The sequence below is a fragment of the Nocardia alba NBRC 108234 genome (genome assembly GCF_001612665.1).
GTDB classification, from domain to species: domain Bacteria; phylum Actinomycetota; class Actinomycetes; order Mycobacteriales; family Mycobacteriaceae; genus Nocardia; species Nocardia alba.
The window spans coordinates 126,173-151,940 of sequence record NZ_BDAX01000001.1 but is presented as its reverse complement, the minus strand read 5'-3'; the positions used below and the strand labels follow the sequence as shown (position 1 = coordinate 151,940).

Genomic DNA, 25,768 nt, shown 5'->3' with positions numbered 1-25,768 from the left:
ACCGCATCGGGCACGATGGTGATCATGGACCTCCGCATCTTCACCGAACCCCAGCAGGGCGCCGACTACGACACCTTGCTGTCGGTCGCGCGCGCCGCCGAGGAGCTCGAATTCGACGCGTTCTTCCGTTCCGACCACTACCTCGCCATGGGCGATGCCTCGGGCCTGCCCGGCCCGACCGATGCCTGGATCACCCTGGCCGGCCTGGCCAGGGACACCTCCCGCATCCGGCTTGGCACCTTGGTCACCGCCGCGACGTTCCGGCTGCCGGGACCACTGGCCATCCAGATCGCCCAGGTGGATCAGATGTCGAACGGGCGGGTCGAACTCGGCCTCGGCAGTGGCTGGTTCGCCGCCGAACACGCCGCGTACGGAATTCCCTTCCCGGACAACAGGTTCAGCCTGCTGGAAGAGCAACTGGCCATCATCACCGGCCTGTGGGAGACCAAGCCGGGGGCGACGTTCGGCTTCGAGGGCGCCCACTATCAGCTCGTCGACTCCCCCGCCCTGCCCAAGCCCGTCCAGGATCCGGTACCCGTGATCATCGGCGGCAACGGCAAGGTCCGCACCCCGCGCCTGGCGGCTCGCTACGCCACCGAGTTCAACATGCCCTTCGCCTCGATCACCGACAGTGCCGCCCAGTTCGAGCGGGTGCGCGCGGCGGTGCGCGCGGCCGGACGCACCGACGACCTGATCTACTCCAACGCCCTGGTCGCCTGCGTCGGGCGCACCGACGCCGAGGTGGCGCGCCGGGCCGCCGCGATCGGACGCGAGGTCGACGAGCTGAAGGCCAACGGCCTGGCGGGTTCGCCCGCCGAGGTCGTCGACAAGATCGCCCACTATCGCGCGATCGGCGCGAGCCGGATCTACCTCCAGATCCTCGATCTCGCCGATCTCGACCACCTCGAACTCATCGCCGCCGAGGTGGGTTCCCAGCTCTGAGTGTGGGTAGGATGTTCGCTGTCCGTAGGGAAGACCGGTGCGAGTCCGGGGCTGTCCCGCAACTGTGAGGTTCGTTCACGAGCCGAAGCCAGATACCTGCGGATGAACTGTTGAAACGGTCGTGATCACGTGGGTATTGATCGATGCGCCGAACCGAGCCGCACCGGTCGTGGCTTGTTTCCGCATGTCTTCTTCGTCGCGTGAGAGCCCACGCGATAGGAGCACCCATGCAGCCATCGAATCTGCGCCGCCGCACCTTTCTGCTCGGCGGCGCACTCGCCGCGGGTACGGCTCTGGTCGGGTGTAACCGCTCGACATCGTCGGAAAACTCGCTCGATACCTTCACCGCCGCGTTCCAGGGCTCCGGCGCCGGTGAGGGTATCGATCCCGGTGTGAACACGCTGTTCATCGACGAGGCTCGGATGAAAGCGGTCTACGACGGACTGTTCGAGATCGACGAGACGATGACGCCGATCCCGCGCCTGGCATCGGCGGCCGAGCCGAACGCCGACGGTACCCGGTGGCGCATCACGCTGCGAGATGCCGTGTGGCACAACGGGAAAGCCGTCACCGCCGACGATGTGCTCTACACCTTCGCGCGGGTGCTCGGGCCGCCACAGCGTCGCCCGTTCATCGCCGCCTCCTCGCTCGACAAGATCGACCTCACCCAGAGTCGCGCCATCGACGCGCGCACGGTGGAGATCGTCTCGAGAGAGCCCGCTTTCGAGTTCCTCATCGCGTTGTCGGCCTACGGGACCAAGATCGTGCAGAACGGGGCCACCGACTTCGAACGACCGGTCGGGACCGGCCCTTTCGTCTTCGAATCCTTCACAGCGGGAAAGGAATTCGTTGCCACTGCCAACGACCGCTACTGGGACGGCGCCCCGTCGGTCCGACGGCTGCGCATCGTCAGCGCAGAGTCCGATGCCCGGCTCGCGGCGGTACGCAGCGGCGAGATCGACTACGCCGACAACCTCACGCCGTCGGCGGCACGGACCCTGCGGGGTCTGCCCGGATCGACACTCGTCGCCACCCCCAACAGCGGCATCTACTTCTTCGCGATGAAGACCGACCGCGCCCCGTTCGACAACCCGGACGTACGTCGGGCCCTCATGCGGATGGTCGACCGCGACGAGTTGGTCAAGGTCGCGCTCGAGGGCAATGGCGAGGTCGGCAACGATGTCTTCGGCAAGGGCTTCCAGTACTCCGCCGACCTGCCGCAACACACCTACGACCCCGACGAGGTGGGCCGGTTGCTGCGCCGCGCCGGGGTGCGTGACCTGTCGTTCGACCTGTTCACCGCGCCGGTGGCGCATGGATTCGTGGAATCGGCACGGCTTTTCGCCGAACACGCGAGCCGCTGCGGGGTGAAGGTCAACGTCGTTCTCGGTTCCAAGGACACCTACTACACCGACGCGCTCAACACCGGCCACCTCACCATGGGCCAGTCCGGGCCGTTGCCGGTTCCCAACCACTTCGCGTCGCGGCTGCTCACCGGATCGCCGCAGAATCGGACGAAGTGGTCCGATGCCGAGTTCGACGCGCTCTATGTCAAGGCGCAGTCGACACCGACAACCGAAGGCCGCGCGGCGATCTACCGCACGATGCACGAAATCCTCTACGACCGAGGCGGATTCATCTTCTTCGGCAACACCGCCTGGAACAGCGCCGCGGGCGATCGCTTCCAGAAGCTGCCCGCCGCGGTGCCGAACTCGCACGGCTGGGCCCGATTCGACGAGGTGAACGCACGATGACCGGGCTCGACGCGGCGAGGGCGCGCTATTGGCTCGCGCGCTGGGATCGCCAGCAGGAGCACTATATGCCCGACCGGGAGCAGCGGTTCGAGGTGATCGGTGATGTGCTCGATGAACGTCGTGACCGCGACGACTTGTTGATCGTCGATCTCGGTATCGGCCCTGGCACACTGGCGCAGCGGCTGCTCGACCGGTTTCCCGACGCCCGTGTCGTCGGCGTCGACGCCGATCCACTGCTGCTTGGTCTCGCCGAGGCGGCCCTGGCCGACCCACGCCTGCGGACCGTGAACGCCGACCTGCGATCGGCGGAATGGCTCGACGCGCTGGAGCTGGAGCGGGTCCCGGACGCGTTCGTCAGCACCACGGCCCTGCACTGGATGAATCGGGATCCGTTGCGCGAGCTGTTCAGGACGTGCGCGCAAGCGCTGAAACCGGGCGGGTTGTTCATCGACGGCGACCACCTCTACGAGGGCCCGGCCGGTCCCGGGCTCGACGCCCTCGGTACCGCGATGACCGCGCGCCGCGCCGTGCGGCAGGGAACCGCGGACGCCGAGGACTGGGCTGCCTGGTGGGACGCGGTGCACCGAGCACCCGAGCTCGCCGACCTGGTGCGGGCTCGTGACGGCGGTTTCGAGCACACCGTGCACGATCGCCCGACCGTGCACGACTATCTCGACTTCGCCCGCGACGCGGGCTTCGCCGAGGCGGGCATCGTCTGGCAGTACGGCGACGACCGCATCGTGGTCGGTATCCGGTAGCGTCCGTGCGGTTCTCCACGCCGTTCACCCGATTTCTGCTGCGCCGCATCGTCATCGGAGTAGGCCAGCTCGGCGTGCTGCTCGTCCTGGTGTTCCTGCTCTCGCTGGCGTTGCCCGGCGATGCCGCCGATGTGCAGAGCAACGACGTCCTCGGTGCGGAGCAGCGGGCGGCGGCCAGACATCTGCTCGGCCTCGACGTCGCACCGATCCAGCGCTTCCTGGATTGGCTCGCCGGCGCCGCGCACGGCGACTTCGGCGTCTCCTATGCCAACGGACACCCGGTCGGTGAGGTGATCGCCGACCCGTTCCTGACCACCGCGCTGATGGCTGTGCTGGCGTTGGCGCTGCTGGTCCCCGTCGCTGTCACGGCGGGGTTCGCCGCGGGCTCGGCGCCGGGAACGTGGTGCGATCGGATTATCAGCGCCGTCAGTATCGGGTTCGATTCCATTCCGGATTTCGTGCTCGCGGTCCTGCTCGTCAGCTACCTCGCCCTCGATCTCGGCCTGCTGCCCGCCACTTTCCTGGGGACCGACCTCGACACGCTGCTCGCCCGTCCGCAATACCTGGTGCTGCCGTTGATCGTGATGGTCGCTCGCGTCGCCGCTCCCCTGGTGCGACTGGTCCGTGCCGGGGTGATCGAGGTGATGGATCAGCCCTATATCGCCCAGGCCCGGCGGCTCGGCGTCGGCCGGATGTCGCTACTGGTCCGGCATGTCGCGCCCAACGCGCTCGCGCCCGCGATGCAGGAGCTGGGGCGCACCGGAGACGGATTGCTCTCCGGGGTGCTCATCGTGGAGGCGGTGTTCGTGGTACCCGGCATCGCGTCCGCGCTCATCGGCGCCATCGGCAACCGTGACGACCCGGTCATCCTCGCGATCGTCGCGATCACCGGCGTCGTCGCGATCGCGATCAACACTGTCATCGACATCGCCGGACAACGCATGGTTCCGGTCTCGGCCGACGGTGGCAGCCGATGACCCCGCGCCGTTGGCTCTACAGCGCTCTGGTCGCCGTGCCGGTACTCGTCGCGACCATCGGACCGATCATCGCCATGGGGGCGCCGCAGCGCCGTCAGGCGCCGTTCGGGCCCTCGCAATGGTCACCGCTGGGCACCGACCGGCTCGGGCGAGATGTCTTGGCCGCGGCCCTCACCGGTGGACGGACATTCCTCGTCGTCGCCGCCGTGACCGTCGCCCTCGCCTATCTCCTCGGCTCGCTGATCGGTCTCGCGGCCGCCGCGGCGCCCCGCGCGTGGGTGGACGAGCTGCTGATGCGCCCGATGGATGTGCTGCTGTGTCTGCCCTCGCTGCTCATCATCATGGTCGCCGCGCTGCGCACCCGGGGCTCGGCCGTCGCGATCGCGTGTGCGATCGGGTTCGTGCTCGTCGCGCCGATCTCGCGATTCGTTCGCATGACTGCCAGGGGGACGGTCCACGGTCCGGTCATGGAGGCGTTGCGGATGCAAGGCGAGAACCGGGCCTTCCGCTACGGCAACTACGCGGTAGCCGAGATGTCGCGACCGATCGCCGCCGACCTGGCCACGAGATTCACCGCTGCCGTGTACTTTCTGGCCTCGGCCAACTTCCTCGGCCTCGGCTTCGACACCACCTCCACCGACTGGGCCGTCTCGGTCGCGGCCAACAAGGACGCGCTGACCATCGCGCCCTGGTCGGTCGCCCTGCCCGCGTTGTTGATCGTGTCGCTCATCGTCGGCGTCAATCTGCTCGCCGACGACCTGCTCGCCGACCCCCGCGCCCGCGCCGCTCGACGAGCCACCCGCGATGACTGAGCCGCTCATCAGCGTGCGCGCACTGCGGGTCAGCGCGGGCCGCACTGTTCTCGTCGACGACATCGACCTCGACGTGCACGCCGGCGAGATCGTCACCCTCTTCGGTCCCTCCGGGGCCGGCAAGACCACCATCGCCACGGCGATAGCGGGCGTCGCCGTAGCGGGAACTGTGGTCGAGGGCAGTGTTGCGTGCCGGGGTCCGCGCGACAGCGTCCGAATCGGCTACCTGCCCCAGCACGCGGCGTCCACCCTGAACCCCGCTCGCCGGATCGGCACCGCGCTGGCCGAGCTGGTACGACTGCGTCGACATCGCCTCGGGGCGCCACGCACCGATCGAGCCACCCGGCGCCGCCACCTCGCCGACGTGCTCATGGCCGCGGCGTTCAACGTACCCGACGAGGCCATCGGCGCCGTGCTCGGCAAGTATCCGTTCGAGTTCTCCGGCGGCGAACGGGCCCGGCTCGCGCTGGCACAGGTGCTGATGTCGGATCCCGATGTGCTCATCGTCGACGAGCCGACAGTCGGCTTGGATCCCCTCGCCCGAGCCGCCCTGCTCACCGGGCTGGACCGGCTGCGCGGGCTGGGTAAGGCCGTGGTGCTCGTCACCCACGACACCGTCGCCGTCGAGCAGGTCAGCGACCGGACCTTGTTCGTGCGCGCGGGTCGACTCCATGACAGCGCCCTGCCCGCGCCACCGGCGCAATCGCCTCCGAGACGAGCGACCCGGTCGACATCACCGGTGCTGAGTCTGCGCGATATCGTTGTCTCCCAACGGCGTTCGCGCGTACTACACGGTGTCGACCTCGAGCTGTATCGCGGCGAACTCGTCGCGATGATCGGGGTATCCGGAGCGGGCAAGTCGACGATCGGGCGCGCGATAGCCGGACTGGTCACGCCGCAGGGCGGCCGAGTGATGCTCGGCGGCGAGCCACTGCCCCCGCTGCGTCGGCGTAGCCGCGCCCACATCGCCGCCGTTCAGTATGTGTGGCAGGAGTCGGCGGCCTCGTTCGACCCTCGACGCACGGTTCTCGACCAGGTCGCCGCCACCGCCATCCGGCTGCGCGGCCTCGACCGCGACACCGCCCGGCACCGCGCCCGCGCACTACTGGACGACCTCGGTATCGATGAGCGCCAAGCAGGTCGATACCCCGCTGGGCTATCGGGCGGCCAACTGCAACGCGCCGCCCTCGCACGAGCACTCGGCGCCGAACCCGAGGTTCTGGTGTGCGACGAGATCACCACGGCGCTCGACGCACCACTGACCGACCGCATCCTGGAGTACCTCGACGCCTACCGACACCGGGCCGACGCGGCGATCCTGATGATCACCCACGACCTGCGTATCCCGCTCGACCGCGCCGACCGGATCGTGACGGTCGACGCGGGGCGCGTCACCGAGGTCGACGTGTCCGCCGATCCGGCCGACCCGATCCTGTCCCGATTCCTGGCGGCCGACGAGGTCGGCCACCAGCGCGCGATCCCGAACCGCTAGCGGCACAACATCTCTCGCACGGCGTCAGGGAGTCGGTTGGTTGCCCCGGCCCAGCGGTAACGCGACGCGCAATGCCCGAATCTCCCCGACCAGATCGGCGTAGCCCTCCTGGACCTGAGCGAAGCGCACAGCAGCGTGATGCTGGTGCTCGGCGCTCTTGGTGTGGCGCAGCGTCCACTGCACATGGGTGTAGGTGTCGGCCACGTGGCTGATCACCTCACCGAGGGAATGGGTGTGGCGCCGGCCCGAGGCGGGGCGGGGAAGATGGCAGGCCGACCACTCGTCGATCAGGCCGATGACGGTGTTGATCCGGCCGCTGGTGGCAGGACCGTCGAAGTCGGCGGGCCTGCGCGTGGTCGACACCGATGCGGTGAACAGGGTGGCGTGCAGATCCGCCAGCTCGCGCGCCCAGCCGATCAACGGCGACCCGCCCTGCAGGTTCCCGGCGACGGCGAGCAGCAGCTGACGGGCCTCCAGTAACCCTTCCGCGGTCTGTCCGCGTTGGTCCTGCGCGGCGCGGCCGTCCGGCTTCGCGGCGGAGCCGCCTGCGTGCGTCACTGCTACACACACCCGGCTCACCGACGGCTGTCCATTGTCCGATGGCCACGTCTCGGCGTCGTCGTAGTCATGATCCGAGTACATCGCCGAATAATCTCTGCGGCAATGACATTCGACAGGGCATGTCGTTAATACGACTGGATGGCGATGACATCGTCGGGTTGCTACGCGCTTGCGAGGTGATGTTCGGTCAGCGGAGCGGGTCGCGCCGTGCGCACGGTTCGCCGGATCGCCTGACAGATCTCGCGGACGTCGGATCGCGACGACGCGAGGGTCGCGGCCTGCTCCAGCTGTCCCAACCGCTCACCGACTCGCCCGCTGTCGACCTGGCCGGTCATTTCCAGACAGGCACTCGCGTAGGACGCCGCGTCATCGATCTGGCCGAGCCGGAAGGCACCCGTCGCGATGGTGATGTTGTCGAACAGAATGCTGCGCGCGGGCCGTCCCGGGGTGGACGCCGCCAGCGAGGCACGAGCGGCATCGACGGCTGCGGCGGTGTAGTGCTGCGCGGTCTGTCCGCGTGCTGTCAGGGCGTACTCGTTGTAGATCACCGATCGCATGCCGGTGAACTCACCCGGGGTGAAGAACACCCGGGTCCACGGGTCGATGGGAGCGTCCGCGACCCGGGCGACCTCGTCCTCGGCACGCGCGAGCGCGGTCCGCATGCGGCCGACGTCGCCCATCATGGCGTGTGCCCACGCCTCATTGGCATACAGGCGGGCCGATTCCCCACCGCCGGTGGCGTCTTGGGCGGGCAGTTGGCCGAGTTGGAACATCCGCAGCGCGGCACGCGGGTCACGTTCGATCAAACTGATCCGTCCCAGCACATAGAGCGTCGAGGCCACCAGACTGTCCGCGCCCGCTCGCCGCGCGGACACCAACGCCATTGTCGCGTATTGGCGAGCGCGATGTTGATCACCGATGTCGTGGTAGGCCCAGCCGATCAGGCGGGCCAGATCGGCGGTGGCGACCAGCAGCGCGTGCGCGAGGGTGGTGTGCCCGCGGTAGCCGGCCAGCAACGCGGTTGTCGACTTCAGTAGCTCGACAGCCGTGCGGGCGACCGAGCCACCGCCGTGTCGCTGGTCGCGTTCACGCAGGCCCGCGGTGGCACCGCGCACGGCGTCGAGGTCGAGTCGCCTTGTTTTACAGGGCATCTCGGAAATGTCGAGGGAGGGCAGCCAGGGCGTCAGGATGTCAGCGGAACCGACAACGGCGGACGCGAGGGCCTCCAGCAGCGTGGCGTCGGTGGCGCGACGCGTTCCGGTGCAGAGCGAATCGGAAGACCGTGACACCGTCTCGCGCGCGACCCCCACATCGGGGCCCGGCGAGGACAAGACGGAGTCGATCCCGGGAACCGGGGCGCCGAGCGCGGCCAGCAGCGCCCGATAGGACTTACTCGGCCTGCGCACCTCGCCCAGTTCCCAGCGTGCGATGTGTCGTTCCGAACACGCGACATTGACGCGATCACGACGAGCGCGGTCGTTGATCAACTCGGCGAAATCCCCACGGCTGAGCCCTAATCGAGCGCGTCGATAGGTCCGTAGTCGCTGTCCCCAGCTGTTGCCTGCCCCGCCGTCGAGCGTACCGCGCAGGGTCTCGGGGTCGGTGACTTCCATGAGTGGGCCCCACTCTTCTTGCGCCGCAGGGTATGTCGCAATTCGGATACACCCTCCGACTTGTTCGCCAAATAATCGTGGTTGATAATCTAACCTGATAATCAGGATTGCGAAACAGGTGGCAGCCGCCGCCCAGCAGCCCGATACGGTGGGATCCATGGCACGAACCGCACGAAAAGTGCTGCTAGGTCGAGAGATCGATGCGCTGCTGCGCCGGTCGCGCACTACCCAGGCCGACGCGGGGAAGATGATCGGCGTCAGCCAGTCGCGCATCGCGGCGGTGATCAGCGGCACCGGCAATCTGAGCGCCCAGGCACTCACCGCACTGGTCGGACAGCTCGGCGTCACCGACCACGACTACATCGCGATCCTGCTCGATCTGCGCGAAGACAGCCATCGCCGCGGATTCTGGAACTCCGGCTACCGCCGCGCCTACATCGAGGAACTGCGACTGCTCGTCGACCTCGAGGCCGTGGCGGATCGGCTCCGCGAGACCGCGGCCGAGATCGTTCCCGGTCTGCTCCAGCACGAGAGCTACATCCGCGCCCTGCACGAACCCCTGCAACCCGACCCCGACGATCCGGACGCGGTCACCGTCGAGGACTACGTACGCGCCCGCACCGCGCGTCAGCGAATCCTGCTCGAACGAGGAGCCCCCGAGTTCCACGCGATCCTGTCCGAGTCCTGCCTGCGCCGCACCTACGGCGGCGACGCGGTGATGCTCGCCCAGATCACGCATCTGCTCGAGCTGTCCGCCCGTCCCAACATCCAGATCCAGGTCATGCCCTTCACCCACCAGGCGCCCGGCGCGGGAATGGAAGACCGCTACATCCTGGTTCGCGTGCCCTCCCCCGGCGCCGCGGGCGATCTCGAGATGGCCGTCGTCGAGGCGCAGGGCGAGATCCGCTACATCGACGACAAACCCGCCGTCGGAATCCGCGACAAGATCTTCAACCGCCTGACGATGACCGCGTTGAGCCCGCACGACTCCCGCCAGTTCATGGAACACCTCGTCCGCGGCCTCCGCAGCCGACCGACCATCCAGCGATAACCCGCTCCACCGCAACCGCAGAGGAAACACGATGTCCGACAGTGACTTCGAGCCCCGCCCCATCGACACCAACAAACCCAGCTCCGCGCGCATCTATCACCACATGGTCACCGGTGAGGTGATCTTCGAATCGGATCTGCCGTTCATCCAGCGGCTCTACACCGATATCCCCTTCTATCCGCTGTGGGCCCAGCACAATCGCCGATTCCTCGCCCGCGCCGTTCGCTACATGGCAGGCACCGGAATTCGCCAGTTCCTCGACATCGGGTCCGGCCTGCCGACCGGCGGCAACACCCACGAAGTCGCCCGCGAACTCGTGCCCGACGCCCGCGTCGTGTACGTCGACAACGACGAGGAGGCGATCAACCGCGCCCGCGACCTGCTGCGCGCGCAGGGCGTCACCGACACCACGACGATGGTCGACGCCGACCTGCGCGAGCCCGCGCGAATCCTGGCCCACCCCGATACCCAACGCCTGATCGATTTCTCCGAACCCGTTGGTCTGCTGGTGGTTTCGGTGCTTCCCTGGGTCACCGACGCCAGCGAGCCCGCCAAGATCGTCGCGCAACTGCGCGATGCCCTCGCACCCGGTAGCCACATCGCGATGACGCACGTGTCCCTCGAGGACGCGGGCTCGGAGATCAAGTCGCAGGTCGCCGCGGGTGCGGCGATCTTCACCGATGCCAGCACCCCGGTCACCCTGCGCACCCGTGCGCAGTTCCAGACCTTCTTCGACGGGTGGACCATCGTCGACCCCGGCGTCACCTACGCCACCGACTGGCGACCCGACCAGCCGATCGATCACGACGACTACGCCCGACCGTGCAACTTCGCCGCTATCGGCTCCCTGCCGTAGCGGGCGCCCGCGCTGTCGGCACCGTCGCCGGCAGCGCTGTTCGAAAGGATCCACCATGTCGTTACCGACACCGACCATCGCGCAGTTCCGCAAAGCGGCCGCCAGTTCCCCACAGCAGGCGTGCGTCATGGTCTACCGCGACAACCACCGCACCCTCATCTGGGACGACAAACTCGCGAATCCCGTCGACACTGCGACACATCCTGTCCCACCCGAGCAATGCCTGACCCTCGACCACGACCAGTTCGAAGCCCTCCAGACCGCGATCCGTACCGGCCGGCCCAGCCATGGCGCCCTGACCATCAGTCGAGGATCCGACGGCCGCTACGAATTCAGCGCCGCACCGGAATACCGAGCCCGCGCCGGAACCGCCAGGCTCTTCTTCGACCGTCACGAATACACCGCGTTCGTCCACGCGGTGCGACACCACGAGTTCGAACGATCAGCCTTCTTCTCCCCCGCCGCGTGACCTGACCGACCGTGCGCGCCGACGTGCCGACCCGGTTCGGACACGGCACTGCCTAGCAGCCGCGACGCCCCCACACCCCTTCGTTCAGATCCGCCGTGGTCACAGCCTGACGTTGCGTACGGATCGAGCGAAGGGTGCGTGGGCGGTCGACGATCCGCTCGGCGACAGCCTATTTCCCGCCGATCGGGCTGAATTCAATAGTTGACGTCATCGCGGCGAACGCATCCGCTGACCCTGCCGACTGCCTGGCCACCGGCGATAGCCACCGACATCTGACCGCCACCCGTACGTCGACCGCGCCACGGCGCCTGCCACCTGCCCCGGCCCTGGCATCGAGCGTTGCACCAGGCACCGTTCACCGAACCACAGAAATGGCAGACGATGGCACCGAACCCACTGCACCTGGGTGTCGCGCTCGACGGCGCGGGCTGGCACCCGGCCGCTTGGCGAGCACCGAACTCGCGGCCCACCGAATTGTTCAGCGCCCGCTACTGGACCGACCTGGTCGCCACCGCCGAGCGTGGGCTGCTCGACTTCGTCACCATCGAGGACAGCCTGCGCGTCCCCGGTCCACTGCACACTCGCGACGACGGGGCCACCGACCAGGTCCGTGCCCGACTCGACGCGCATCTGATCGCCGCCACCCTCGCGCCGATCACCCACCACATCGGGCTCATCCCCACGGTGACCACCACCCACACCGAACCGTTCCACGTCGCCACGGCGCTGGCCACCCTCGACTACACCTCGCGCGGGCGCGCGGGCTGGCAGGTGCGCGTCTCGGCCGGCGCCGAGGAAGCCGAGCACTTCGGTCGCCGCGAGGTCACCGACCCGACACCGGCCGAATTCGCCGAGATCGTCGCCACCGGCAAGCTCCCCGAATACGCCGAAGCGTTGTTCGAGGAAGCCACCGACGCCGTCGAGGTGGCGCGTCGGCTGTGGGACAGCTGGGAAGACGGCGCCGAGATCCGCGACGTCGCCACCCGCCGCTTCATCGACCGCGACAAACTGCACTACATCGACTTCGAAGGTCGCTTCTTCGCTGTTCGTGGTCCCGCCATCACCCCGCGCCCCCCGCAGGGCCAGCCGGTGGTCACCGCACTCGCGCACGCCCCGCGCGTCTACGAGTTCGCTTCCGCGGCAGCCGATCTCGTCTTCATCACACCCACCCGCGAGCACGGACCGGCCGACATCCTGCGACAGGTCGCGGCCGCCGGCGTGACCAGGGTGGGCGAACCACTACGGGTGTACGCCGACCTGGTGGTCTTCCTCGACACCGACGACGGCACCGGCGAGCAGCGCCTGGCCCGGCTCAACGAGCAGTCCGGTGCCGAATTCACCTCCGACGCGGCCATTTTCACCGGCAGCGCCGAGGAACTCGCCGATCTGCTCACCGAATGGGATGCCTCGGGCGTGGACGGGTTCCGGCTGCGTCCCGGTGTCGCGGTCGACGACCTCACCGCGATCGCCGCGACGCTGGTGCCCGCCCTGCAGCATCGCGGAGTGTTCCGCACCAGCTACCCCGAGGGTTCCCTGCGCGGACTACTCGGCCTGTCGACCACCGTGCCCAACCGTTACGCCAGAGTGTGAGGTCCCACCGATGAGTACACCCCGTAAGCAGGTCATCCTCGGCGCCTACCTCGGCGGCGTCAACCATCACACCGCCTGGTGGCACCCCGAGGCAGGCAGCCAGATCGACTTCAGTTCCTTCGAACACACCGCCCGCACCGCCGAACGCGGCAAGTTCGACTTCTTCTTCCTCGCCGAGGGTCTCATCCTGCGCGAACGCGCGGGCCAGATCTTCGATCAGGACATCATCGGCCGTCCCGACACCTTCGGCGTGCTGGCCGCCATCGCCTCGGTCACCGAGCACCTGGGCCTGGCGGGCACCATCAACGCCACGTTCAACGAGCCCTACGAACTCGCCCGCCAGTTCGCCACCCTCGACCACCTCTCCGGCGGACGCGCCGCCTGGAACGTGGTCACCTCCTTCGACCCCTTCACCGGACAGAACTTCCGCCGCGGCGGCTTCCTCGACCCGGCCGACCGGTACGTGCGGGCCGAGGAGACACTGAATGCTGTTCGTGCCCTGTGGGATTCGTGGAGCGCCGACGACATCGTCGCCGACAAGGCCAGTGGCCGATTCCTGGCGCGACCCGACGCCGGTAAGTTCGAGTTCAGTGGTCGCCAGTTCGACATCTCCGGCCGATTCACCGTGCCGCGCAGCCCGCAGGGCAGGCCGGTGATCCTGCAGGCCGGTGTCTCACCGCAGGGCCGCGACTTCGCCGCCGCCAACGCCGACGCGATCTTCTCCCCCTACGGCAAGCTGCCCGAAGCCGCGGACTTCTATCGCGATATCAAGGCACGCGCGGTGGCGGCCGGGCGCGCGGCCGATGACATCAAGATCCTGCCGTCGGCGAGTTTCGTCCTCGGCGACACCGAAGCCGAGGCGATCGAGAAGTACCACACGATCCGCAACGAACAGGTCACCGGACAGACCGCGCTGATCCTGCTCGAACAGATCTGGAACCGGGACCTGTCGGGCTACGACCCGCAGGGCCCGATCCCCGACATCGAGCCCGACCCCGACGCGCCGCCGTTCATCCAGGGTCGCGCGTTCATCCACCAGGACCGCTTCGCGACCGTGCGGCGTTTGCGCGAGGTCTCCGAGGCCAAGAAGCTGAACCTGCGCGAGACGGTGATCGATCAGTTCGAGCGCGGCCCGATCGTCGGAACCCCGGCCCAGGTCGCGCAGCGGATCGACGACTTCGTCAGCGGCGACGGCTCCGACGGTTTCATCCTCGGCTCGCACCTCGTGCCGACCGGCCTCGACGAATTCGTCGACCGGGTGGTCCCCCTGCTCCAGGACCGCGGCGCGCTTCGCGCGGACTACACCGGAACCACCCTGCGTGACAATCTCGGTCTGCCCGCCCTGCGGTCGGCCACCGTTCCCGTCGACGCCTGAACGATGCTGCTGCTGTGGGTATCTCGCTCGGGGGACCCACAGCAGCCCGCGTCACGCGTGACGGGTCATCATGAGTCGGCGTGTCTGCGGGCGAGGCATTCCTCGCGCGGTCACGCAGCGCGCGGCTACCGCGCCGCACCGATGTCCTGGTCGGCGCTCGGATATGCCGAGGAACCAGGCGTACGATCGGCGAACAGCATGAGGCGGGGACTCCCAGACGAGGTGATGTCGCATGTTCGATACCGATGTACTGATCGTCGGCGCGGGTCCGGTGGGCTCGGCGGCCGCTATCGAGGTGGCCCGGCGCGGCATCCGGTGCCGGATCGTCGACGCGCTCGCCGATCCGCCGCAGTACGCGAAAGCGGTCGGCGTCCAGCCCCGCACCCTCGAACTGTTCGAGGCGATGGGCGTCCTGCGCGAGGTCCTCGACGCCGCGATCCTGTTGCGGGGTCAGATCGTGTACATCAACGGCGTCGAGGCCGATCGGATGGATCTGGCGCTGCCCGCCGAGATTCCTTTCGGGTTCCTCGGACTGCCCCAGTACGAGACCGAGCGGATTCTGCGCCGCCGACTGGAGTCACTGGGGACGCGCGTCGAGCGCGGGGTGCGGCTCGTCGGTTTCACCCAGGACGAGGACGGCGTCGATGCCGTGCTCGCCGGACCCGGGGGTGAGCACACGGTGCGGGCCCGGTACCTGGTCGGCTGCGACGGCGCGCACAGCATCGTCCGCAAGACGCTGGGGCTGACCTTCGAAGGCGCGGCGTTCGCCGAGCAGTACATGCTCGGCGATGTCGAGCTCGACTGGTCACAACCGCGCGGCTACACCGTGCGGTCGATGCATCAGACGAACGGTGTCACCGACGACGTGCTGGTGTGCGTCCCGCTACCGGGCCGCCACCGCTACCGGGTGTCGATGCAAGTTCCACCGGAACTCGCGACCGACACCACCGTCGGCGGCGACCAGGTCGAGCACGGGCTCGGCGCCGGGCCCGGCCCGCGACTGGCCGACATCCAGGCGGTGCTCGACCGGCTGGCGCCCGAACCGGTGACCGCCACGCAGTTACGCTGGTCCTCGAGTTTCCGGATAAGCCATCGCATCGTCGACTCCTACAGCCGGGGAAGGGTTTTCGTCGCGGGCGACGCCGCTCACATCCACCCGCCCACCGGCGCCCAGGGCATGAACACCGGCATCCAGGACGCCCACAACCTCGCCTGGAAACTCGCGTTGGCCGTCGAGGAGGTCGCGGCGCCGTCGTTGCTCGCCAGCTACGACGCCGAACGCAGGCCGATCGGCGAGGAGGTGGTCGGCCGCACCGTCCGTAACGCCCGCGACGGGATCGGCGCCGGCGAATCGGACCCCACCCACGTGCTGCTGCGCGAGGCCCAACTCCTGATCGACTATCGCGACAGCCCCATCGTCACCGAATCCCCCACCGGCACAGCGTCTCCCGTCGCGGGCAGCCGCGCTCCGGATGCGATCGGACTGACCAGGGACGGCGCGACGTCGCCCTTCCGGCTCTTCACCCTGCTCTCCGGCCCCGACCACACCCTGCTCTGGTACATCGACAACGCTTGCGACACAACCGCTCTCGCCGAGCTCGAACGCCACGTCGACCTGCTCCGAAAAGCGACCGACGGCCACCTCGACGCCTACCTCGTCGCGAGCCGGCACGCCACCATCGACCCGACAATCCTGCCGATCATCCGCGACAGCGACGCCGATTTCGCGCGGCACTATCACTGCACCGCCGGCGCGGCCTACCTCATCCGACCCGACGGCTACCTCGGCTACGCCGCCTCCCCCGCCACCCCGGACGACCTCATCCGCCATGTCGAGTTCACCTTCGCGCCGGCCCCCGAAACCGTTCTCGGCACCGCCTGATCCAGCATGGGGCCAGAGGTCGGCAAGCCCGACCTTCCCGCGGCCTGCCTGCGTCGGGAATTGCCTGTGCGCGAGGAGCCTTTTCGGTCAGGGTGCCGAGGTGGGCGAGTCGGTGGCGTGGCTGAGTTGCTGGGAGACTTCGGGCAGGTCGAGCTGGATGCGGCGATCCATCGCGCGGGCCAGTAGCTCGTCGGCGACCTGGCGCACCACGGGGCGCAGTTCGTCGAGGAGGTGGCCGAGCCCGTGCACGTGCTGGGGGGACGGCTGGTCGAGGACCGGTCCGAGCAGATGGGTGCGGAACTGTTGCACGAACGCGAAAGCCATCCGATCGAAGGCAGCCTCCAGTTCCCACGACAACGTCAACAGTGAGCCGAGTGGGATGCCGGCCCGCACCAATGCCGTCACGGTGTCGAGCAGACGTCCGCTGGCGAAGGAGAAGTGGCCTCCCTCGACTCGCAGATATCCCAGCGCCATCGCCTCGGTGAGGTTCTCGGCGGTGAGCTGATCACCGAAGCGGGCGAAGAGCTGGTCCATGTCCAGGGGGACCTCGTTGTCACTCCACGCGGTCGCGGCGACCGACTCGAAACCCAGTAGTTCGGTGACGCCACCGCCGTGTTCGGCACTGGCGAGCAAGTCGGCTATGCCCTCGAGGCTGTGCCCACGGGCGAGGAGGTCGGTGATCAGCCGCAGCCGCTCGAGGTGGCTCGCGCTGTAGATGGCGTGCCGACCCTGGCGGGCGGGCGGGTCGAGCAGGCCCCGCTCCTGGTAGTAGCGCACAGTGCGTACCGGGACGGCGGCCGCTTCCGCCAGTTCCGCGACGCGGTACTCAGTTTCCTCGCTCCCCATTCGCGCACCTCCCCTCCGGTCTGATGTTCGAGGTGATCGTTGACGATGGTCGCATTGTGACGATGGTACCCAACCGTCCCAGTAGACACTGAGCCGATTGGTCCGCGAACGCACCGAGTGCCCGAGAATCAGCGCGTACAGCGGAAAGTTGCGCGATTTCGTGGTTTGTCGACGCGATTACCGTTACAGTCAACGCTGTAATGCATGAGTCAGCGCCGAGGGGTCGGCGTGCGGGGAGGGGCCGTCCACGCACCACAGGAAGTGTCCACAGTCATGCCGACGAGCAGCAGTCCCTGCGCAGAAGTCCTCGAGATCGGCGGCCTGCCCGCCGCCGCGCATCTGGGTGGCGATCCGCGCCTATCCCAGCGTTTGCTGGCGCAGATCGCGGGACAGCCCTCCCGCACCGGCACGACGATGCCGTGCGGCGCTCGATGGACCGAGGCCGCCGAGGTCGTGCGGGGCTGCCTGGAGCTGGCCGTGGCCGTACTGCAGGGATCGCACCCCACCGCCGTACCCGCCGCGCTGAAGGTGCGAATCGGTGAGTGGGCGACAACGGGAGTGGCCCTCGAGGCCATCCAGCACAGCACCCACGCGGGCTTCCGGTTCGTACTCGATGAGCTGTGGCACCGCGCCACCAGCGCCGACGGTCATGCCCTGGCGATGGCCGGACAACGACTGTCGGTGGTGCTGGAAGATATCGAGACCACCTTCACCGCCGCCTACCTGCGGGTGGTGCACGCCGAGGCCGCCCAGCGTGACGACGCGGGCGAGGTGCTGGCCTCGGCTCTGATCACGGGTTCGCTGACGTCGACATGGGCGCGCAGCAGTGGGTTCGTGCTCAGCGAGTCCTACAACGTGCTCGCGCTGGCCACCGAGCACCAGCCGGTCGGTAATACCGGGAGCCGCCCACCGCGCTGGTTGCAGCGCTTGCGCATGGAGCTCTCGTCGTTTCCCGGCGGTTCGCCGCCCGCGCTGCTCGGCGTGAACGGTGGCACGGTGCTGATCGCCGACGAAATCCTCGGCGGCACCGCGGCGGTGGGTCTGTTCGACCGCTTGCAGGCCGCGATCGGGATACCGCTGCGGGTCGGCCTGGCCCACGCCCCCATCGACAAGATCCCCGCGGCCACCCGGCAAGCACACGAACTCGTCGACCTCGCCGAGCGGCTGTACCGTCCGCCGGGGGTGTATCAGATGTCGGACCTGGTGGTGGAGTATCAGGTCACCCGGCCGGGCCCGGGACGCCGGCACCTGGCGGCCGTGCTCGATCCCCTCAATGATCAACCCGAACTGCTGGAAACGCTGGTCGTTCATCTGCGCAACAAACGCAATCGCCGCCGCACCGCCAACATCATGCATATCCATCCCAACACGGTCGACTACCGACTCCGCCGGGTGGCCATCGAAACCGGCCTGGATCCGGCACACGTCCACGGGCTGTGGTATCTGCAAGCCGCGCTGGTGGCCCGCGCGCACGAAGCCAACGCGGCCGACGCGGCGCAGGACGAACCGGGTGCCGGTTCATGACCCGACCGGTCAGGCGCGCGGTGCCGCGTGGCCGCCGTCCTCGGTGGTGGTGCGGCGCCACTCACGAGGAGTCACCCCGTAGGTGGCGCGGAAGCGCCGCGCGAAGTGCGACGGGTCGCGGAATCCCCAGCGCAGGGCGATCACCGCGATCGATTGGTGACGAAGGTGAGGTCGAGTGAGGTCGTCGCGAATTCGGTCGAGGCGCTGGCTGATGATCCATTGGGCGAGGCTGTAATCGGCGGCGGCGCAGGTCTTGTACAGCAGGCGCACCGAGATGTTGAGGGCGCGGGCGATGCGCGCGGCGTCGAGATCGGGGTCGGCGAGATTTCGTCGCACGTAGCCCCGGATCTCGGCGAGCATGATCTGCGAGGGAATGACCGCGCCGTCTCGGTATTCCGGTTCGCTGGTCGACAGCAGTAGCCCACGAATCAGGTCGACGCTGGCCGAGCCGGTCAGGCGGGCGGTCGGGTCGGCGCTGAGCCGGTCTGCCTGCCTGGTCATTTCGGTGATATGACCGGCGACGAGTCGGTAGAACGGACTGCGCGAAAGGTGCGGCGCGGCGCGGCGGATGCGTTCGATCGGGAGATCGAGTTGATCGAGCGGAACGTGCAGGCACGTCGACCCGCCCGCGCCCATCCAGCGGAAGTCATAGGGCGCGTTGAGATCCATCATGTGCAGGTCGCCGACGGCGAGTTCGTGCTGGTGGCCGTTCTGCTCGTAGCGGGCGGCGCTGCGGCGGTGTACCGCGATGGCCAGCAGGGGCGACGGGCTGGTCCTGATCTGTTTCGGTGTCCGGATCAGCTGGATGCCCGACATATCCGCGCGAAAGATGTTGACATCACCGAACTCCCACACCGCGAACCGCGCATGCGCGGAACCGTCCAGGTTCTCGTGGACCACGTTGCAGGGTGCCGAGGCTTCCTGCATCGCGGCGGTGATGGCGTCGGCACGCTCGGCAGGTGCCACCCCGCCGGTGTCGAACACGATGGCCACGAACGCCGCCTTCCACTGACTCGAACGAACAACTCCGCCTGATCGCGACTCGATCCGCGCCGCACGATCAGCCTAGAAATCGTGCACGCCTGTTCCAGTTTGACTGGTCGCGGCACCGTACGCTCACCAACGTGACTCGGGGTGCATGCCCCGATATGGGAGGTTCGGTGTCTACTGGTGGCGCATTCGGATCGGCGCGTCGACCGGGGATCGGCGGAGCGCACCCCCGACCGCTGGGACGAGCACGCGAACTCGACAGCCTCGCCGGGTTCGTGGCCGCCGCGCGCAACGGTCTCGGTCGCGCGGTGATCCTGCGGGGCGAGCCGGGAGTCGGCAAGTCATTGCTGATCGAATCCACGATCGAGTCCGCCCAGGGGTTTCGGATCCTGCGCGCGGACGGCTACGAGGCCGAGTCCACCCTGCCGTATTCGGGCGTGCAACGTCTGGTCGGTTCGGTCGAGGCCCATTGCGCACAGCTGCCCACCCCGGAACGGGAGGCACTGCTGGTAGCGCTGGGCGTTTCGCCGGGTCCGGCGCCCGACCGATTCCTGGTCGGGCGGGCGGTACTCGGGCTACTGGCGATCCTCGGTCGTGGATCCTCGGTGCTGTGCACGATCGACGACGCGCAGTGGCTGGATCGAGAATCGCTGGACGTGTTGGGGTTCGTCGCGCGGCGTCTGCATGCCGAAGCTGCGGTCGTGGTCTTCGGCACCCGCGAGGACGACGATGTGGACGTGCGGCTCGCGGGTGTGCGGGTGCTGCACGTCGAGGAATTGGCGCGCCCCGCTGCCATCGAGTTGCTGACCTCGGCATTCGGCGATGAGCTCGAGCCGCGAGTGGCGGCGGGTGTTGTCGACGCGGTCGGGGGGAATCCACTCGTCCTGACCGACTTGGCACGTGAGTTCACCGCGCGCCAGCTCACGGATTCGTCCTTCCTTCCCTCCCCGACGGGCGCGGGCAACCGCATGGAACAGTTCTATCGGCGCAAGGTCGCGCTCCTGCCCGAGGCGTGCCAGGACTGGATTCTGGTGGCCGCCGCGGAATCAGCGGGCGATCTCAAGCTGGTCGACCGCGCGTGCGCGTTGCTAGACATCGACGAAAATGCCGGGGAGGCAGCCGATATCGCCGGATTGGTCGTTATCGACGGTGCCGTGACCTTTCGACATCCGCTGGTGCGGGCGGCCGTGTACGGCGCCGCGACGGCCGCCGCGCGACGGCGCGTACACGACGCCCTCGCCCGCGCGGCTGACGCGGCGGGGTTGGTCGACATCGGGGCATGGCATGCCGCCGCGGCGATCGCGCGCCCAGACGATGCGGTTGCGCGGCGGCTGGTCGATGCGGCGCACCGTGCCGGCCGCCGGGGTGGGTTGATCGCCAGGGCGAGCCTGCTCGCCCGCGCGGCCGAGTTGAGCGAGGATCCCGCACTGCGCGACGATCGCCTGCTCGCCGCCGCCGAATCGGCCTCCGAGGCCGGAGCCGGACGATTCGCGTTCGACCTGACCGATCGCATCCCCGCCCCCGATGCCCTCGATCCGGTCGCGGGCGGACGGTGGCTGTTCGTGCGCGCGTCACTGGCGAATTTCCTCGGCGAGCCGGGCGCTGTTCCGCTCGCGGCCGACCAACTGTCGGCGGCGGCGGACCTGTTCCACGGCCGCGATGCGGGGCGCGAGCATCTCGCCCTGCTGCGGGCCTTCGACGCGGCCAATGTCGCGGAGCGATTGGCTGCCGCCGAGGTCAGAGTCGAGATCGGTCGGCGGATGCGCGCCGCCGCGAACGACGCCGAACCGAGCACCCGCGCGGTCCTGCTCGGACTCGGCGCCCTGATCCTGGATCCGTGGAGCGAGGCAGTCGCCCCCATCCGGGCTGCGGTTCGGGAGCTGGCAGACCTCGACGATCGTCGAGTGCTGGAGTTCACCATCGCGGGGGTGGTCTTGACGAGCGCGCTGTGGGATGCGGGTGCCCGCGACAACTGGCTCGATCGTGGCGAGCGCGTCGCCACCGAGTCGGGCAGCCTGCGCGAGTTGGATGCCCTGCTGTGGATGCGTTCGCTGACCGACCTCGACCGCGGCGATGTCCTGGCCTCGGGCCGGGCAGTCGCGCGGGTACGCGAGTTGCGCCAGGCGATGGGATATCCGGCCGAACACGTCGTCAACGGCGCCTATCTGGCTTGGACGGGAGCGCCGACGGCGGTGGTCGTGCAGGTCGCCGAGCGCACTCTCGCCGCGGGTTTCGGCGGTGCGCACACAGCCTCGATCAACGCGCTGGCGATTCGCGACCTGGCCGAGGGGCGCTATCAGGACGCTTACGCGCTGCTGGCGCCGTACGAGGCCGAGCGCTTCCACCAGGTCTCACCGCACCAGCTTCCCGAATACGTCGAAGCGGCCGCCCGCACCGGCCGCGCCGCCGATGCCGCGCGGGTCGCCACCGAATTCAGTGAATTCGCCGACATCATCGGCTCACCGTGGGCGCAGGGCGTCGCATTGCGGTGCTCGGCGTTGGTCGCGTCGACCGATGATGCCGAGAAGCGCTACCTGGCCGCCATCGCCGCGCTGACCGCGACCGACACCCCCATCGACCTGTACCGCACCCATCTGCTGTACGGCGAGTGGTTGCGTCGGCAGCGCAGGCGTGCCGACGCCAAGGTCCATTTGCGCACCGCCGCTGCGGGACTCACCCGATTCGGGGCGGTGTCCTTCGCCGACCGAGCAGCGCGTGAGCTCAACGCTCTCGGCGAGGCGACGCCCGTCGCCGGCGCGCCCGATCTGACCCAGCTCACCGCGCGGGAGGCAGAGGTCGCGGCGTCGGCGGCGGCAGGCCATACCAACGCCGAAATCGCCGCCACCATGTTCCTCAGTACCAACACCGTCGACTACCACCTGCGCAAAGTCTTTCGCAAACTGGATATTTCCTCGCGCCGCCAACTCCGGGATCGGTTGCCACCTGGTCGCTGAGCGCAACGACCACGTGCGATACGTGGTTCGCGCAGGGTCGGCGATCGCCGATGCTGAGCACAGTGCACCACACGCGCGTTCGTCAGGAGGCCGAAATGCCCACGATCACCACCGATGACGGAATACAGATCTTCTACAAGGACTGGGGCCCGGTCGAGGGTCGCGCCGTTCTGCTGAGCCACGGTTGGCCGCTGAATTCCGATGCCTGGGAAAGCCAAGCGCTCTTCCTCGCCGAGCACGGGTGTCGGGTCATCGCGCATGACCGCCGTGGCCACGGCCGCTCCAGCCAGTCCTGGAACGGCAACGACATGGACACCTACGCCGATGATCTCGCGACCCTGCTCGACACCCTCGACCTGACCGGTGTCACGCTGGTCGGGCATTCGACCGGCGGTGGCGAAGTGGTGCGCTATATCGCTCGCCACGGGTCGTCGCGAGTCGCGAAACTCGTCCTTGTCTCGGCAGTGCCGCCGTTCATGACGCGTACCGACGACAACCCCGAGGGTTTGCCGATCGAGGTGTTCGACGCGATCCGCGCGGGCGAACGTGCCTGCCGCGCACAGCTGTACCGCGACCTCGCCGACGGCCCGTTCTTCGGGCACAACCGGCGTGGCGACATCCCGCAGGGCATGCGTGACGCATTCTGGTCGCAGGGACTCGCGTCGGGCCATCGCGGCGCCTACGAATGCATCGCCGCGTTCTCGGCCACCGACTTCCGGGGCGACCTCGCCGAGATCACCGTGCCTGCCCTGGTCATCCACGGCGACGACGACCAGATCGTGCCCATCGAAGTCGGTGGCCTGCGCTCGGCGAAGCTCCTCGACGGTGCGGAACTGACCGTGTACGAAGGCGCCGGGCACGCACTGCCCGACACCGAGAAACAGCGACTGTCCCAGGACCTTCTCGACTTCATCCAGTCCTGATCACCGAACGGAGAACACCGACATGAACCAGCCGAAGACCGGCAAACCACCGATCGTCTTGATCCACGGACTCTGGATGACACCCCGGAGCTGGGACACCTGGGCGAACCGCTACCGCGACCTCGGCCACCAGGTCATCGCCGAGGGGTGGCCCGGCATCGGTGACCGCACCCCCGCCGAGGTTCGCGCGGATCCGGGCCCGCTCGAAGGCGTCGGCATCGTCGAGATCGTCGACTTCTACGCCGATCTCATCACCGCGCTACCCGAGCGGCCCATCATCATGGGCCATTCGTTCGGCGGGATCTTCACCCAGCTGCTGCTCGATCGTGGCCTCGGAATCGCCGGTGTCGGCGTGGCGCCGGGTCAACCGGCAGGCGTTCTGACACTGCCGTTTTCGACATTGCGCACGGGTCTGCCGATTTTGTCGAATCCGTTCGGGTCCGGCAAAGCCAGCCCGATCTCGGCCGGGCATTTCCACTACACGTTCGGCAACGATCTCAGCCGCGCCGATTCCGACCGGGAATGGGAGGCCAGCGCGGTCAATTCGTCCAATCGGGTCTTCTTCGAAGGCGTGCTGTCGCTGCCGAAGCAGAAGTCGGGCATCACCGCCGTCGACTTCCGCAAAGCGGACCGGGCGCCGCTGCTGCTCATCTCCGGTGGCATCGACCACGTCGCGCCACCCGCCATCCAGAAGGCCACGCTGCGCAAGTACGCGCAGGGCACCGCGCTGGTCGAGCAGGTGGAGTTCCCCGACCGCACGCACCGGCTGGTGAGCCAGGACGGGTGGGAGGAGATCGCCGACTACGCACTCGATTGGTCGCTGCGCCACTCGGCGACCTGATTTCCGCAGGCGCAGGAGCGGTCACCGGCCCGGGTGTGCGGCTCGCCGACAGCGGCGAGCCGCCCGCTCTCAACGTGCTGGACGGGGGAACATCCGCGCCGATCCGACCGCATGTCGCGGGCTGGACAACGGGCGACTCCGTGTAATTTCGGGGACTCGAGCACGTCGCCCGCCGACTCGCACCGCTGGATCCGGGTGCGGTTCTGATCGCCGCTCGAGTCACGACCGCGCTCGCGTCCGTCTGCTGTCGGAGTCCGAGGGCGTTCACCACCGGGTGCGGTGGTTATCTCGGACTCCCCATCGAATTGCCTCCTCCACACCACCGCTCACCCCGTGAGCGCCACCGAAAGGGTGACCTGATCATGTCTTCGTCGACCAACGCCGCGAGTCCGCGCCGACGCCGGATACTGAGCGTCGTGGCAGCGACGGTTGTCGCGCTCGGCCCGTTCGTCCCCGCGCTCGCGACCGCCGATCCGGGCGAACCCACCCTGGTTCTGGTGCACGGCGCCTTCGCCGACGCCACCAGCTGGGACGGCGTCGCCGCCGAGCTGCGTGGACGCGGCTATCGCGTTGTCGTAGTGGATAACCCGCTACGCGGACCCAGCAACGACGCGCAGGCGCTGCAGGGCGTACTCGACACCATCGACGGCCCGGTTGTGCTCGTCGGGCACTCCTACGGTGGGGCGGTCATCACCAACACCCACGACCCCAAGGTCAAAGCCAACGTCTACATCGCGGCATTCGCACCGGCGCAGGGCGAGTTCGTCCTGGGTCTGCTCGACCCGATCCGGTTCCCCGGCAGCCAACTGCTCCCGCCCGCGTTGCAGGTACGGGTGGTGGACGACGCCACCGGTGTGGCGGGCAAGAATATCGACGGCTACATCGCCGAACCGTACTTCCACGGCATCTTCGCCCAGGACGTCAGCGACGACACCGCCGCGAACATGTACGCCCACCAGCACTCGGCGGCGATGACCGCCAATCTGGAACCCTCCGGCGCACCCTCGTGGGCGGGCACACCCAACTGGTACCTGATCTCGAGCGACGACCGCGTGATTCCCGCGACCGCGCAACGATTCATGGCCGGACGTGCCGCGGCGACCACTCGCGAGATCAGCTCCTCGCATGCCTCTCTGGTCTCCCAGCCGGTCATCGTCGCCGAAACCATCACCGAGGCCGCGAACTCGGTCCGATAGCGACCAGGCGCCGACTCGGTTGACGGAGGGCGATCGGTAGGCGGCGATGTCGGGGCGGAACCGAGGTGGATATCGGTTCCGCCCCGATGATCACCACCATCGAGCGCACACCGCTATTTGCGGGCGCGACGGGTGGTCAGCACTCCGGCGATCCAACCGACGATGAACATCGCCAGCAGGATCAACCACATCGGAGAGGTGACCGTGATCAACAGGATCTCGACGGAGACCTTTCCTCTGTTCTCCACCACGAACACGACAGCCAGGATGCTCAACCCGATGGCGACCCATTGGGTTGGCGAGATGCGTCGCAGTACCGACCGCTTACCGGCGGAATCGTTCATCAGAGTCCTCCTTTCGAT

General features: G+C 68.2%; 22 protein-coding genes and 1 riboswitch. Of the genes, 17 read left to right on the top strand and 5 right to left on the bottom strand.

The features are described 5' to 3' along the window. Positions 1–24: 24 nt before the first annotated feature. The 6 genes from NA12_RS32905 to NA12_RS00685 all read left to right on the top strand — a co-directional run bounded on the left by NA12_RS32905 (position 25) and on the right by NA12_RS00685 (position 6,735). Positions 25–942 carry an LLM class F420-dependent oxidoreductase gene (locus NA12_RS32905; protein WP_157106368.1) on the top strand — a complete coding sequence of 306 codons (918 nt, stop codon included), beginning with the start codon at positions 25–27 and terminating at the stop codon, positions 940–942. Next, a riboswitch (cobalamin riboswitch) is annotated at positions 941–1,060 on the top strand. Its footprint overlaps the gene before it by 2 nt. Positions 1,061–1,169: 109 nt before the next feature. Next, positions 1,170–2,696: an ABC transporter substrate-binding protein gene (locus tag NA12_RS00705; protein WP_067444665.1), complete on the top strand. Its 1,527-nt coding sequence runs from the start codon at positions 1,170–1,172 to the stop codon at positions 2,694–2,696. Further along, positions 2,693–3,454: a class I SAM-dependent methyltransferase gene (locus NA12_RS00700; RefSeq protein WP_067444662.1), complete on the top strand. Its 762-nt coding sequence runs from the start codon at positions 2,693–2,695 to the stop codon at positions 3,452–3,454. Before NA12_RS00705 ends, NA12_RS00700 begins: the two co-directional genes overlap by 4 nt. Positions 3,455–3,459: 5 nt before the next feature. After that, the gene (locus NA12_RS00695; protein WP_067444659.1) at positions 3,460–4,431 is read left to right on the top strand and encodes an ABC transporter permease; all 972 of its coding nucleotides are present in this window, start codon (positions 3,460–3,462) and stop codon (positions 4,429–4,431) included. Further along, a complete protein-coding gene (locus NA12_RS00690; protein ID WP_067444656.1) occupies positions 4,428–5,243 on the top strand; it encodes an ABC transporter permease in 816 nt (271 codons plus the stop codon). The genes NA12_RS00695 and NA12_RS00690 overlap by 4 nt, the downstream gene beginning before the upstream one ends. Beyond that, positions 5,236–6,735 carry an ABC transporter ATP-binding protein gene (locus NA12_RS00685; protein WP_067444654.1) on the top strand — a complete coding sequence of 500 codons (1,500 nt, stop codon included), beginning with the start codon at positions 5,236–5,238 and terminating at the stop codon, positions 6,733–6,735. The genes NA12_RS00690 and NA12_RS00685 overlap by 8 nt, the downstream gene beginning before the upstream one ends. A 24-nt stretch (positions 6,736–6,759) precedes the next feature. Here the strand turns inward: NA12_RS00685 and NA12_RS00680 are convergent, their stop codons facing one another. Both NA12_RS00680 and NA12_RS00675 read right to left on the bottom strand, forming a co-directional pair. Further along, on the bottom strand, positions 6,760–7,377 hold the full coding sequence (locus NA12_RS00680) for a hypothetical protein (protein ID WP_067444651.1): 618 nt from the start codon (positions 7,375–7,377) through the stop codon (positions 6,760–6,762). Positions 7,378–7,457: 80 nt separating this feature from the next. Continuing rightward, positions 7,458–8,909: an NsdA family TPR-like regulatory protein gene (locus tag NA12_RS00675; RefSeq protein WP_067444648.1), complete on the bottom strand. Its 1,452-nt coding sequence runs from the start codon at positions 8,907–8,909 to the stop codon at positions 7,458–7,460. A gap of 157 nt (positions 8,910–9,066) precedes the next feature. Here NA12_RS00675 and NA12_RS00670 point away from each other — a divergent pair, with 157 nt between their 5' ends. From NA12_RS00670 to NA12_RS00645, 6 genes are all read left to right on the top strand, one after another. Continuing rightward, the gene (locus NA12_RS00670) at positions 9,067–9,960 is read left to right on the top strand and encodes a helix-turn-helix domain-containing protein (protein WP_067444646.1); all 894 of its coding nucleotides are present in this window, start codon (positions 9,067–9,069) and stop codon (positions 9,958–9,960) included. A 31-nt stretch (positions 9,961–9,991) separates the two neighbouring features. Then, entirely contained in the window at positions 9,992–10,816 is an 825-nt protein-coding gene (locus tag NA12_RS00665) for an SAM-dependent methyltransferase (protein WP_067444644.1), read from the top strand. A gap of 55 nt (positions 10,817–10,871) precedes the next feature. Continuing rightward, positions 10,872–11,285 carry a hypothetical protein gene (locus NA12_RS00660; protein ID WP_067444642.1) on the top strand — a complete coding sequence of 138 codons (414 nt, stop codon included), beginning with the start codon at positions 10,872–10,874 and terminating at the stop codon, positions 11,283–11,285. Positions 11,286–11,666: 381 nt separating this feature from the next. Then, positions 11,667–12,875: an LLM class flavin-dependent oxidoreductase gene (locus NA12_RS00655; protein ID WP_067445208.1), complete on the top strand. Its 1,209-nt coding sequence runs from the start codon at positions 11,667–11,669 to the stop codon at positions 12,873–12,875. A 10-nt stretch (positions 12,876–12,885) separates the two neighbouring features. Then, the gene (locus NA12_RS00650) at positions 12,886–14,250 is read left to right on the top strand and encodes an NtaA/DmoA family FMN-dependent monooxygenase (protein ID WP_067444639.1); all 1,365 of its coding nucleotides are present in this window, start codon (positions 12,886–12,888) and stop codon (positions 14,248–14,250) included. 232 nt (positions 14,251–14,482) lie between these two features. Beyond that, entirely contained in the window at positions 14,483–16,132 is a 1,650-nt protein-coding gene (locus tag NA12_RS00645; RefSeq protein WP_067444636.1) for an FAD-dependent monooxygenase, read from the top strand. Between the two features lie 87 nt (positions 16,133–16,219). Here NA12_RS00645 and NA12_RS00640 read toward each other — a convergent pair whose 3' ends face one another. Then, on the bottom strand, positions 16,220–16,978 hold the full coding sequence (locus tag NA12_RS00640; RefSeq protein ID WP_067444633.1) for a MerR family transcriptional regulator: 759 nt from the start codon (positions 16,976–16,978) through the stop codon (positions 16,220–16,222). 273 nt (positions 16,979–17,251) lie between these two features. On the opposite strand from NA12_RS00640, the gene NA12_RS00635 reads away from it, so the two are divergent. Then, positions 17,252–18,502: a PucR family transcriptional regulator gene (locus tag NA12_RS00635; RefSeq protein WP_165914794.1), complete on the top strand. Its 1,251-nt coding sequence runs from the start codon at positions 17,252–17,254 to the stop codon at positions 18,500–18,502. Between the two features lie 9 nt (positions 18,503–18,511). Here NA12_RS00635 and NA12_RS00630 read toward each other — a convergent pair whose 3' ends face one another. Further along, a complete protein-coding gene (locus tag NA12_RS00630; protein WP_067444627.1) occupies positions 18,512–19,495 on the bottom strand; it encodes a helix-turn-helix domain-containing protein in 984 nt (327 codons plus the stop codon). Positions 19,496–19,662: 167 nt separating this feature from the next. On the opposite strand from NA12_RS00630, the gene NA12_RS00625 reads away from it, so the two are divergent. The 4 genes from NA12_RS00625 (at position 19,663) to NA12_RS00610 (ending at position 25,406) form a co-directional block, all read left to right on the top strand. Further along, complete coding sequence (locus tag NA12_RS00625; RefSeq protein WP_165914793.1) at positions 19,663–22,446, top strand: helix-turn-helix transcriptional regulator; 2,784 nt, start codon at positions 19,663–19,665, stop codon at positions 22,444–22,446. A 95-nt stretch (positions 22,447–22,541) separates the two neighbouring features. Continuing rightward, the gene (locus NA12_RS00620; protein WP_067445203.1) at positions 22,542–23,369 is read left to right on the top strand and encodes an alpha/beta fold hydrolase; all 828 of its coding nucleotides are present in this window, start codon (positions 22,542–22,544) and stop codon (positions 23,367–23,369) included. Between the two features lie 22 nt (positions 23,370–23,391). Then, on the top strand, positions 23,392–24,210 hold the full coding sequence (locus NA12_RS00615) for an alpha/beta hydrolase (RefSeq protein ID WP_067444624.1): 819 nt from the start codon (positions 23,392–23,394) through the stop codon (positions 24,208–24,210). 362 nt (positions 24,211–24,572) lie between these two features. Continuing rightward, entirely contained in the window at positions 24,573–25,406 is an 834-nt protein-coding gene (locus NA12_RS00610) for an alpha/beta fold hydrolase (RefSeq protein ID WP_067444621.1), read from the top strand. 113 nt (positions 25,407–25,519) lie between these two features. Here NA12_RS00610 and NA12_RS00605 read toward each other — a convergent pair whose 3' ends face one another. Continuing rightward, positions 25,520–25,750, bottom strand: a complete 231-nt coding sequence (locus tag NA12_RS00605) for a DUF1049 domain-containing protein (RefSeq protein ID WP_067444618.1) — start codon at positions 25,748–25,750, stop codon at positions 25,520–25,522. Positions 25,751–25,768: the final 18 nt, after the last annotated feature.